Consider the following 11,466-nt stretch of genomic DNA (forward strand, 5'->3'; position numbering starts at 1 on the left):
TGACAAAGGGTTAGACCTGTAGTGGTTGACTGTTACTCAAGATGCCTATTTTCGGTGAGATTCCACTGTTCTGCAAGTTCCAAAATCCCCGGATAGAAACATGAATACTGCACAACATCTTGACCCATATAGCAATATTTACTTCCTTGGGTGTATCAATAAGTACACCGCGCGGAATCAAATTTGCTCTATGGGTCAATCTGTTGCACATTATCCTACGTTTCTATCCGGGGATTTGGGAAGTTGAAGATAACTCTCGTGAAGCCGCTCTACCTGTTCCGGAACCGAGGCGGCGTCAATGTTTGATATTACATCATCAGCGCGATTCAGACGCTCCTCTCGCGAGGCCTGTGCAGCAATAATCTTCTCCACCTCCGGTTGAGTCATATGGTCGCGCGCCATCACCCGTCTAATCTGTTCTGATTCTGGTAGATCCACAACCAGAATTCGCCCTACGGGGTACTCTCTGTCACTCTCAAGCAACAGAGGCACCACAAGAATAATATAGGGGGCTGTAGTCTCTGCAATCTCTTTTTGCAACATGTCGAAAATCCTGGGGTGCAGAATCTCTTCAACAACTTCTCTCTGTGCAGGGTTGGAAAATATCTGTTGTCGCAACCTTGTCCGGTCAAGCTCCCCGTCATCTTTTACAATATCCTCTCCCAGTGCCTCGGTCAGATCTCTCAGTCCACTGCTTCCCGGCTCAACTACTCTGCGTGCAGCCACATCTGCATCCAGAATAGATGCACCAAGCTTCTTGAAAAGGTTGGCGACTGTACTTTTTCCGCTTCCTATCCCCCCAGTGAGCCCGATTATTGGTGTCATCTGGTCTACCGACCCCATAACATTATATCCAGCAGAGTCGGCCAGAGGAGGGCAATCCATCCAGCAACCGCCAGAAATGGACCAAATGGAATTGCCGTGAGTAGCAGGGGATAAGAGCTCTCCTTTTTCAATAGAATCCATGGAACAGTTACCAGCAGTCCACACAGTGAAGCAACCAACAGGATTTGTGGCAGTAGTGTCCAGCCACACCACGCCCCAAGAGCGGCCAGTAATTTCAGATCTCCTCCTCCCATGCCTTCGCGCCCGGTAACCATCTTGTATAGATGGAATATGGACCACAACACAAGATACCCTGCCGCAGCCCCGAATAGCGCTCCGGACGGGGTGGTGAATAGCCCCCACTGGTTGATTATGAGTCCACTCCAGAGCAGAATATAAGTTAGCTGATCTGGCAGCAGTCGGTGCTCCAGATCAATAAAGAGCAGAGCCAGCAGAATCCATCCAAACCACATGCTGGCAACGGCACTGCTGGATGGGCCAAAGTGGAGGGTGGCAGTTATCGCAACTGTGATACCGAGCAGCTCAAGCGTCAGGTATCTCCAGCCAATGGGGTGGTTGCAATGGTTGCAGTGGCCACGGTTGAGCAGAAACCCGATAACCGGAATATTGTCTACAAGACGAAGTTGATGGTTGCAGAGGGGGCAGTGTGAGCGCGGAGCTGAAAGTGAGATTTCGCTGGCACCACTCGCCTCTTTACCCTCTAGCTCAAGAAATTCCCGGCACTCTCTTTTCCACTGCTGCCTCATGATCAGAGGAAGTCGATGTACCACCATTGATAGAAAACTCCCTGCAATGGCCCCTGATATTATGGCCACAACCATGAATGACACTGGCTCCAGTAGTATGTTCATGCTAAAAATGGTGTCCAATCTGGAAAATAGGTTGATAGAGTGCGATTGCCAGGACACCAACCATACCACCAATTAGCAGAATCAACAGCGGCTCAAGGATAGTTGTTAGCTGTTCAACTCTGTGTTCAACCTCATCCTCATAATAGAGCGCAAGCCGGTTCAACATCTGTGACAGCTCTCCACTATCCTCTCCAGCCCGAATCATCTGGATGGCGACAGGAGGAAACAGCCCCTGTTCAGCAAGAGCATTAGAGAGGGTTACCCCCTGCAGTACCAGGCTGTGGGCGTTCTGGATTGCTCTGCGCAGAGGAAGATTGTGGGTCATTCTTGTCGATGTATCGAGGCCGATATGGGTGGGGATCGCAGCCTCCTGCAGGGTTGCCAACGTTCGGCTCAATCGGGCCACCATAACCTCTCTTATAGTGGTTCCAAGTAGTGGAATGGAGAGCAGTAATTGATCCATTTTAAATTTGAAACGGGGAACCCTGCTGTAGAGCATGGTGATGAAGGTAACCAGTAAAAGCAGGGCCACTATAATCTCACCAAGGTTGTGATCCAGAAAATGGGCAGCATCAAGAATGTGCCTGGTGAGAGGGGGCAGGGCACCACCAAGGTTATTGAATAGAATCTCAAACTGGGGAACTATCTGCAACAGAAGAAAAAGTGAGATTGCCAAAGTAAAGATAAATACGCCAAGAGGATATGAGAGAGCCTTCCATAACTGCCGTCTCAGAGCTCTTGTTCGCTCTCTATACTCTGCTGCTCTGGCAAGCAGTGTGGAGAGTTGGCCAGTAGCCTCACCAGACGTTATGAGATGAATAAGGAAGGGATCAAAATGTTCCGGGCGTTGTGCAAGGATCCTGGAGAATGGAGACCCCTGTTGTAGCTCTAGCAGAATATCCTCACTCAAGGTTCGTAGTGGGCCATCAGCAAGGCCTTGAATAATCCCCTCCAGTGAGCGTGCCAGAGTTAGTCCTGAAGATAGAAGAGTGGACAACTGGCGAATCAGCAAGGTGATCTGGGTTGATGAGAGGGAAGGTTGTAGATTTGGGAGCGGCAATAGCAGTTTATGGGTGATACCCATGGCACCAAGTTTCTCTATTGCGTGGGAACGACTGCCTGCCCTCAGCTGCCCTCGAACAGCCCCACCGGATTCCCTGACCCCTCTCCAGTAATAGCGTGCCATCAGTGCAGTATACTATGCAGATGGAAGATCAAGAAAAAAACAGAGCAGTTATAAGTTCTGGCACAGAGGTTGCGCTAGCCTATACCCTCTCAATGGCAGATGGCACGGAGGTTGATAGTGCATCCAGGGAGGATCCATTTATTTTTGTGACAGGAGATGGTTCACTGATTACAGGGCTGGAGCACCTTCTGTTGGGGCTGGTGGCTGGGGCCAGAGAGAGCTTCCTGGTTGGTGCAGAGGATGCTTTTGGGGCTCCGGATCATGAACTGCTTCATACTATCTCCAGAACGGAATTCGATAGCTCCCTGGAGCTCGCCCCGGGAATGGTCTTCTCCTTTGAGTCTCCATCAGGTGAGCAGCTTCCTGCAACTGTGGTTAAAGAGAGTAGTGACGGTGTTCTGGTTGATTTCAATCACCCTCTGGCAGGCAGAGATCTACGATTTGAGATTGAGGTTATATCCATCAGAGAGCGCAGTGGAGAGATTGATGAGAATTGAGCTGGCTCGACCACGTGGATTTTGTGCAGGGGTAGAGCGCGCAATTGCCATTGTGGAGCAGGCATTACAACGTTTTGGTGCCCCCATATATGTACGCCATGAGGTGGTACATAACCGTTATGTGGTAGATCAGCTCCACTCCAAAGGGGCGGTCTTTATCCAGGAGATTAGTGAGGTCCCCACTGGCGGACGTCTGATTTTTAGTGCACACGGAGTATCCACTGCTGTAGAGAGAGAGGCAGAAGAGCGCGGGCTAAAGGTCTTTGACGCAACCTGTCCCCTGGTTACCAAAGTTCATCTACAGATTACTCGTAATGCCAGGGAGAGGAGAGAGGTTGTGTTGATCGGCCATGCCGGCCACCCGGAGGTGGAGGGTACTATGGGACGATACCCGGAAAACAGGCAGGACAAGATTCATCTTGTAGACAGTGTCAGGACGGTAGGAAAATTGCATATCGATAACCCGGATACTCTCTCCTATGCGACTCAGACCACCCTCTCGATGGACGATGCAGCAGAGATAATTGATGCTCTGAGAGCGCGCTTCCCGTTACTGCAGGGTCCCAAGAGTGACGATATCTGCTATGCAACCCAGAACCGTCAAAATGCAATCAAGGAGCTCTCATCCAGATGTGAGGTTGTGCTGGTTGTGGGATCCGCCAACAGCTCCAACTCCAACCGTCTGCGAGAGATTGCAGAATCATCAGGTACAACCTCATATCTGATTGATCGAGCAGACGAGATTCAGTCAGAGTGGTTTGATCACGTTGACTGTGTCGGTGTCTCCGCGGGGGCATCTGCTCCCGAGGTTCTGGTAGAAGGTGTAATTGAGCGCCTGAAGCAGCTGGGAGCAGAGTGGGGTGGGGAGTCAAATATGGAAGATGAGGATGTATTCTTTCCGCTTCCGGCTGAGTTAAGATAATTACGGTTGGTTAAAACCTGATGGTTATTCTGACCATGCAGATCGCTCAGGCAGATCCATCTGTCGCTCGATTGTGGACCCTCTTGGTCGCAACCGGCTGGATGGACAGAGCGATCATCGCGCCCCCTGGTGAGAAATGCGGGTTAATGCCAGCAATCAATCGCACTACCAGACCCGGTAATCCCGCGTTCACCCTTCTCGTTGAGAGTAAGATTGCCGCAAACCGCATCACCAGCCTGGATTCCGGTTGCTGTTGCCAGTAGTTGGTAACTCTCTCCTGTAGTGGTTACTGATAATAGGTAATATTCGTTGTCTGACGTACTCTTGTAGATGGAGGTGGTTGCCCCACTGTAGCTGCCATTCTCCAGAAAATACCGTTCCATCCGCTGGGAGAAGATGGTCAATGCGGTAGTGCCGTCACTGCGTCTGCCCTGAACCATCTGCTCCTCGTAACTAGGCAGAGAGACAGCCATAAGTATGGCGATAATTGCCAATGCAATCACCATCTCGATAAGAGTGAATCCTCCCCTATCCGCAGCTACTGATGTTGTTCCCACTACTATCCTCCGGAATGCCGTCACCATCACCATCGTCTGCAATGCGAATACGCCCGGTACTGTTGATGTAGATGACCTGCGCCCCCTCCAGCTGGTTGTCGCTGCATATCACCAGCCGGCTGAAGCTGGTGGAATCTCCGGTCGGTTTATAGGTGACTCTGTTTTTGAAGTTTCCTATGCCACGCAGGGTAATACCAACAGGTAGAGTGCCATGAGTTCGCAATACAATATCAACAGCATCAACTTTGCCATCTCCATCAGAATTCTCAAACATGATCCACCCCGACTCCCACTGGTCTGAGCTGTTACAGTCGTCACCACTGCTACTCTTGCAGAGCGTCACCTTGCGGTTGCGTTTGATCGCCTCATTACGAGTTAGTTGCAGCTCTCGACTAAACTCTGTGGCAACAGAATAGGCCCGGTTTTGTTGCAGAATGGTTGATAGGTCAGGTGTTAGTTGGCTAAGGACAATTGCCAAAAGTGCCAGTGTAATCAGTAGTTCCGGCAAGGTAAAACCTCGCATCAGATCCAGCCAAGTTCAGCCAGCGACGTGGTTGATTCACCATCCCCTACAATGACATGGTCAAGCAGACGGACATCAATCAGCCCAAGTGCATCCCGTAATCTCTCGGTAATATCACGGTCAGCCCGGCTTGGCTCGGCAGCTCCGGATGGGTGGTTATGGGCACAAATCAGAGCTGCTGCATTGTGGTTCATGGCACTGCGCACGACCTCTCTTGGGTGCACAGAGGCACCATCAATAGTGCCGGTAAAGAGGATCTCGAAGGTTATGATCTGATGTCTGTTATCCAGAAACAGCACCCCAAATGCCTCATGAGGATAGCCTCGCAGGCGACTGCTGAGATAGCGTCTGGTCAATTGTGGGTTTGTTATCACATCCTCTTTGACTAGTTGTGCCTTCAGGTGTCGGGATGATATCTCCATAGTGGCCTGGAGCTGAACATACTTTGCATCACCCAAACCCTTGGCGGCACAGAACTGATCCCGGTTGGCCTCCAGCAGTTGTCGAAGCCCTCCGAAGTGGTCGAGTAGATCACGGGCAAGATCAACCGCTGATTTGCCCTTTACCCCTGTGCGGAGAAAAATAGCCAAAAGCTCAGCATCGGAGAGAGACTCTGCGCCCCGCTCCAGCAGTTTTTCTCTTGGTCGTTCACCTTCAGGCCAATCCTTGATTGTCATGTATTCAGTACCAGGTTGTATCTGTCGAGATTGCCTCTGAGATCCGTCATATCGAGACAGAAAGTATGAGTGTATACGGATAAATGGCTATTTTCTAACAAAGATATGGTGAATTTCAGAGGTGAGTTGAATAGATACATTGCCATTAGCGTATAATTTTCTATCATGAAAAACAGACCAACTCTTCTGAACCTGCAAAACCGCAGAATCCTCTTGGGGGTTACCGGTGGTATTGCCGCATATAAAAGTGCGGAGCTGGTTCGTATCCTTGTGAAATCAGGTGCAGAGGTAAGGGTTGTAATGACCAGGGCTGCAGAGAAGTTTGTGGGGGCGCTTACCTTTCAGGCGCTCTCAGGGAATTCGGTACACAGAGATCTGTTGGACCCCGGTGCAGAGGCCGGGATGGGGCACATAGAGCTGGCCCGTTGGGCTGACCTTGTCACGATCGCCCCGGCAACTGCAGATTTTATTGCCCGTCATGCAACAGGAAGGGCTGATGACCTGATGACTGCCATCTCTCTTGCGACCAAATCCCCACAGCTGATTGCGCCGTCAATGAATGAACAGATGTGGCTTGATCCTGCTACGCAACAGAATATCAAGGTTCTTAGTGCTCATGGTGTGAAGATTGTTGGACCAGATAGTGGGGAGCAGGCCTGTGGTGATGTGGGTCCAGGACGAATGGTAGAGCCAGAGATATTGGCCAATACTATTGCGGAACAGTTCGAGACAGGCATTCTACAGGGAGAGCGGGTGCTGATAACTGCAGGGCCAACCAGAGAGCCGCTGGATCCTGTCCGTTTTCTCACCAATCGCAGCTCTGGAAAGATGGGGTTTGCCATTGCCCGGGCGGCGGTAGATGCAGGTGCTGCAGTAACCATGGTGGCGGGACCGGTTTCGCTGGAGACTCCACGCAGTGTCCGCAGGGTTGATGTGGAGAGTGCCGAAGAGATGGCTCAGGCTGTTGCCCGGGAGGTTGAGGGGGCAACAATATTTATTGCAACGGCCGCTGTTGCTGACTATAGGCCTGTAGATATGGCAACAGAGAAGATCAAAAAGAGTGCAGACGAGATAGAGCTAAGATTGATAAAAAATCGTGATATTCTCGCCGAGGTTGCATCACGAGAAGAGCCCCCATTTACCGTCGGGTTTGCGGCAGAGACAGAAAACCTGACCACAAATGGCGAGCAGAAACGCATATCCAAGGGGGTTGATATGGTTGCAGCAAATCTGGTTGGTAACAGGGATACGGGGTTTGATACTGATGAAAATGCACTCACCCTGTTGTGGGAAGGCGGGAGGGCCGAGCTGGAGCGCACCAACAAGAGCCAGCTGGCGAGGCAACTGCTCCAGCTGATTGCGGATGTGGGTAATACAAGATAACAAACAGTCACGGAAGATAAGATGAAAAAAGTTGAGTTGAAGATTTTGGACAGCCGTATTGGTGGAGAATATCCTCTGCCGCACTACGCTACAGATGGTTCGGCAGGAATGGATCTGCGGGCCTGTATTGATGCACCGCTTGAGCTGAAGCCTGGGCAGACCGAGCTGATCCCAAGCGGTATCGCAATCCATATGGATGATCGAGAGATGGCCGCTACTCTGTTGCCTCGTTCAGGCCTGGGCCACAAGCATGGGGTGGTGCTCGGTAATCTGGTGGGGCTGATTGACTCGGACTATCAGGGCCAGGTATTTGTCTCCTGCTGGAACCGTGGTGATACCACCTTCACCATTGAGCCAGGAGAGCGTATTGCCCAGATGGTATTTGTGCCGGTAATCCAGGCAGAGTTTGAGGTGGTTGAAGAATTTGACACCTCAGAGCGTGGTGCCGGTGGTTTTGGCCATACCGGCAAGAGCTGACAGAATGGTTAATATTCCGGAGTCAATTTTTCGTGCCTATGACATCAGAGGGATTGTTGATGAGACCCTGACTGAAGATGTGGTTGAGAAGATCGGCCAGGCAGTAGGGAGTGAGAGCCAGCTCCGTGGAGCAAAAACCATTGTGGTGGGCCGTGATGGGCGCCTCTCTGGCCCGTCTCTGCAGTCTGCACTAATGCGAGGACTACAACACTCAGGGATGGAGGTGATCGATATAGGTCAGGCTCCAACACCGATGATCTACTTTGGTGCAGTTCACCTCAGGGCATCATCCTGCGTGGCAGTTACCGGAAGCCACAATCCGCCCGACTACAATGGACTAAAGATCGTTGCAGCTGGTGAGACCCTCTCTGCCGATGCCATTCAGAATATCCGTCACCGTATTGTTGATGGTGATCTGCTGACTGGTAGCGGTTCTCTGCACCAGATGGATATCCAGAGTGACTACATCCAGCGTGTAATTAGTGACATCAAGATTGGCCGCCCACTTAAACTGGTTGTTGACTGTGGCAATGGAGTTGCCGGTGGGGTTGCACCAAAATTGCTTCGTGAGCTTGGCTGTGAGGTGACAGAACTCTACTGTGAGGTAGATGGCACCTTCCCCAACCACCATCCTGACCCCAGCAAGCCTGAAAATGTTGCCGAGCTGAGAGAGAAGGTTCTGCAGAGCGGTGCGGATCTCGGTCTTGCCTTTGATGGGGATGGCGACAGGTTGGGGGTAATCGACTCTGCAGGAAATCTGATCTTCCCGGATCGCCAAATGATGCTCTACGCCCAGGATATTCTGGCGCGGAATCCTGGTGGTGAGGTGATCTATGATGTGAAGTGTACCCGCAATCTGCCAGAGATCATCAGTCAGGCTGGTGGTGTTCCTACCATGTGGAAGACTGGACACTCTTTTATCAAGAAAAAACTAAAAGAGAGTGGCGCGCTTCTTGCTGGCGAGATGAGTGGACATATCTTTTTCAAGGAGCGTTGGTATGGCTTTGATGATGCCCTCTACACCGCAGCAAGACTGCTTGAGATAGTGTCGGCAACAGAGCGCTCAACAGAGGATATATTTGGAGATCTGCCGGATACGGTAAATACCCCGGAGCTTAATATTCAGTTTGCCGAGGGTGAACACTATGCGTTTATGGAGCAGCTGAAACAGCAGGCAACATTTGATGGCGCAGAGGTAAACAGTATTGATGGGGTGCGTGCAGATTATCCAAATGGCTGGGGTCTGGTGCGGCCATCAAATACAACCCCGGTTCTGGTGCTCCGCTTTGAGGCAGATAGTGAGGATGATATCAGACAGGTGCAGGATGCATTCCGCAAGGAACTGCTGAAAGTACAGTCAGACCTTGAGCTCCCATTTTAGCCAGCATTTCTCACCAGGGGGCATGATGGTCGTGCAGGGATTTGGATTCACAAGGATTCATGCCTCTGTTCTCGCTTTACCAATTCGGTGATATACTGAAACACAATCCTTCCCCCACAGGATAACTTGTGAGGGAGATCCGGTTGGGTCATGAGGTGACCTGATCAGAGCTTCCTTAACCAACAGTGGTAACATAAAACTGCTATGTCACTAGATCAACAGACCAGCCATGATTTTGCCCGGGTTCTATCCGAGGCGCTCCCCTATATACAGCGTTTTAGTGGAAAGACCGTGGTAATCAAATATGGCGGCAATGCGATGACAGAGCAGCACCTCAAAGAGGGCTTTGCTCGTGATGTGGTGCTGCTCAAGCTTGTAGGCATCAACCCCGTGGTTGTGCACGGCGGAGGACCACAGATAGGTCGTCTGTTGGAGCAGATTGGCAAAGAGAGCAAATTCATCGAGGGGATGCGGGTTACCGATCGTGAGACCATGGATGTGGTGGAGATGGTTCTCGGTGGTCTGGTAAACAAGGAGATTGTTAACCTTATCCATAGCCATGGTGGTAATGCTGTGGGTCTGACCGGAAAGGATGGTCAGTTGATCAAGGCAAAGAAGCTGGAGATGACCAGAGATAGTAGGGAGCCGGATCTGCCCGAGATTATTGACCTTGGCCATGTGGGAGAGGTCGCAGAAATCAACACCACAGTGGTCGAGATGCTCGATAGTGGTGAGTTCATTCCGGTAATTGCCCCTATTGGGGTGGGTGAGGATGGTGCCTCCTACAACATCAATGCCGACCTCGTTGCCGGCAAGGTGGCTGAGGCGCTGGGCGCCGAAAAATTGATACTGCTAACCAACACCAAAGGACTGCTTGACCGGGACGGTGCTCTGCTGACAGGTCTTGACAGTAGCCAGGTTGAGTCACTGATTGCCAATGGCACTATCCATGGTGGCATGCTGCCAAAGATTCGCACCGCCCTGGAGGCAGTTGAGGCTGGGGTTACCAGCTCACATATAATTGATGGGCGGGTTGAGCATGCGGTAATGCTGGAGATATTCTCCGATCAGGGGATCGGCACCCTTATCCAGTAGGTTTCACCCTGCTACCCGCGTAGCCCCATCATGTTGTGGATAATTGGAGCCAGGATAATCTCCATCGCAAAGCCCATCTTCACCCCGGGGATCACAATAGTATTGCGGCGGGACATAAATGAGTCCTGAAGCATATCCAGCAGGTAAGAGAAGTCGATATTGTGCTTTGCAGGGTCCTTGAAGCGGATAACGATAAAGCTCTCATCCGGTGTCGGGATATCACGTGCAATAAACGGGTTTGAGGTATCTACAGTAGATACACGCTGAAAATTGATATCAGTCTCGGAGAACTGAGGGGTGATGTGGTTCACATAGTCAGGCATGCGGCGCAGGATGGTGTCTACAATCACCTCTTCAGAGTACCCACGCTCTGCATTGTCACGGTGGATCTTCTGAATCCACTCTAGGTTCACAATAGGGACCACACCGATACCGAGATCTACCTGGCTGGCAACATCCACATCATCACTCTTGACCAGACCATGCAGACCCTCATAGAAGAGAAGATCTGTACCTGCACCAACCTTCTCCCAGGGGGTGAATTGGCCAGGAGTAAGCTCCGTGCCAAGGCGACCGTTGTGCTCGGCAGCCTCCTCATCACTATGAAGATAGTAGCGGCGATCACACTCACCACTCTCGCCATAGGCTCTGAAATTGTCCGCAAGCAGATCAAAGTGGTTGGCGTCCGGTCCAAAGTGGCTGAATGATTTGTTGCCCTTCGTCTCCTCTTCAGCAACCTTCTCCTTCATTGCAGCGCGATCATAGCGGTGGTAGCTATCACCCTCAACCACCATAGCATTTAGATTCTCTCTGGTGAAAATGTGCTCAAAGGCACGTTTTACTGTGGTGGTACCGGCACCGGAGGAACCGGTGATCGCAACAACTGGATGTTTTGCTGACATATTTATCTACTCCTGGGTTTGGTCGGAGGAGGAGTAGCTACCGCACGCCTCCCTGCGTACAAAATGATTCTGCAATTCTACCGTCAGTTGGCCTCTCCGTCCATCCTCTGACCCCATTACAGCTGGCGGGCAAGTAGTGTTACCGGGTGGATAACCTCAATCGGGGTTC

General features: G+C 51.2%; 13 protein-coding genes. 6 read left to right on the plus strand and 7 right to left on the minus strand.

Annotated features, from left to right (window positions below; genetic code table 11):
• Window positions 1-210: 210 nt before the first annotated feature.
• Genes coaE through AC3ZFK_RS05080 form a run of 3 tightly spaced genes read right to left on the minus strand, consistent with a single transcriptional unit; the run spans window position 211 to window position 2,883 of the window.
• Window positions 211-843, minus strand: a complete 633-nt coding sequence (gene coaE / locus AC3ZFK_RS05070) for a dephospho-CoA kinase (RefSeq protein ID WP_487506775.1) — start codon at window positions 841-843, stop codon at window positions 211-213.
• A complete protein-coding gene (locus AC3ZFK_RS05075; RefSeq protein WP_487506776.1) occupies window positions 831-1,697 on the minus strand; it encodes a prepilin peptidase in 867 nt (288 codons plus the stop codon). The genes coaE and AC3ZFK_RS05075 overlap by 13 nt, the downstream gene beginning before the upstream one ends.
• Before the next feature lies 1 nt (window position 1,698).
• Window positions 1,699-2,883, minus strand: coding sequence for a type II secretion system F family protein (locus tag AC3ZFK_RS05080; RefSeq protein ID WP_487506777.1), 1,185 nt, complete (start codon window positions 2,881-2,883; stop codon window positions 1,699-1,701).
• A 20-nt stretch (window positions 2,884-2,903) separates the two neighbouring features.
• Here AC3ZFK_RS05080 and AC3ZFK_RS05085 point away from each other — a divergent pair, with 20 nt between their 5' ends.
• A complete protein-coding gene (locus AC3ZFK_RS05085; protein WP_487506778.1) occupies window positions 2,904-3,380 on the plus strand; it encodes an FKBP-type peptidyl-prolyl cis-trans isomerase in 477 nt (158 codons plus the stop codon).
• A complete protein-coding gene (ispH, locus tag AC3ZFK_RS05090) occupies window positions 3,370-4,302 on the plus strand; it encodes a 4-hydroxy-3-methylbut-2-enyl diphosphate reductase (protein WP_487506779.1) in 933 nt (310 codons plus the stop codon). Before AC3ZFK_RS05085 ends, ispH begins: the two co-directional genes overlap by 11 nt.
• A gap of 143 nt (window positions 4,303-4,445) precedes the next feature.
• Here ispH and AC3ZFK_RS05095 read toward each other — a convergent pair whose 3' ends face one another.
• From AC3ZFK_RS05095 to radC, 3 genes are read right to left on the minus strand one after another with little or no spacing between them, the layout of a single operon-like run.
• Complete coding sequence (locus AC3ZFK_RS05095) at window positions 4,446-4,859, minus strand: type IV pilin protein (protein WP_487506780.1); 414 nt, start codon at window positions 4,857-4,859, stop codon at window positions 4,446-4,448.
• Window positions 4,831-5,382 (minus strand): GspH/FimT family pseudopilin, encoded by a 552-nt coding sequence (locus tag AC3ZFK_RS05100; RefSeq protein WP_487506781.1) that lies wholly within the window; start codon window positions 5,380-5,382, stop codon window positions 4,831-4,833. Before AC3ZFK_RS05100 ends, AC3ZFK_RS05095 begins: the two co-directional genes overlap by 29 nt.
• On the minus strand, window positions 5,382-6,059 hold the full coding sequence (gene radC / locus AC3ZFK_RS05105) for a RadC family protein (RefSeq protein ID WP_487506782.1): 678 nt from the start codon (window positions 6,057-6,059) through the stop codon (window positions 5,382-5,384). The genes AC3ZFK_RS05100 and radC overlap by 1 nt, the downstream gene beginning before the upstream one ends.
• A gap of 165 nt (window positions 6,060-6,224) precedes the next feature.
• On the opposite strand from radC, the gene coaBC reads away from it, so the two are divergent.
• From coaBC to argB, 4 genes are all read left to right on the plus strand, one after another.
• A complete protein-coding gene (gene coaBC, locus AC3ZFK_RS05110) occupies window positions 6,225-7,442 on the plus strand; it encodes a bifunctional phosphopantothenoylcysteine decarboxylase/phosphopantothenate--cysteine ligase CoaBC (protein WP_487506783.1) in 1,218 nt (405 codons plus the stop codon).
• A gap of 21 nt (window positions 7,443-7,463) precedes the next feature.
• Window positions 7,464-7,919: a dUTP diphosphatase gene (gene dut, locus AC3ZFK_RS05115; RefSeq protein WP_487506784.1), complete on the plus strand. Its 456-nt coding sequence runs from the start codon at window positions 7,464-7,466 to the stop codon at window positions 7,917-7,919.
• Complete coding sequence (locus tag AC3ZFK_RS05120; protein ID WP_487506785.1) at window positions 7,867-9,300, plus strand: phosphomannomutase/phosphoglucomutase; 1,434 nt, start codon at window positions 7,867-7,869, stop codon at window positions 9,298-9,300. The genes dut and AC3ZFK_RS05120 overlap by 53 nt, the downstream gene beginning before the upstream one ends.
• A 204-nt stretch (window positions 9,301-9,504) precedes the next feature.
• Entirely contained in the window at window positions 9,505-10,395 is an 891-nt protein-coding gene (argB, locus tag AC3ZFK_RS05125) for an acetylglutamate kinase (protein ID WP_487506786.1), read from the plus strand.
• A gap of 11 nt (window positions 10,396-10,406) precedes the next feature.
• On the opposite strand, the gene AC3ZFK_RS05130 is transcribed toward argB, so the two are convergent.
• Window positions 10,407-11,297 carry a phosphoribulokinase gene (locus AC3ZFK_RS05130; protein ID WP_487506787.1) on the minus strand — a complete coding sequence of 297 codons (891 nt, stop codon included), beginning with the start codon at window positions 11,295-11,297 and terminating at the stop codon, window positions 10,407-10,409.
• Between the last annotated feature and the right edge of the window lie 169 nt (window positions 11,298-11,466).

Source organism: Candidatus Thiopontia autotrophica (genome assembly GCF_982804495.1).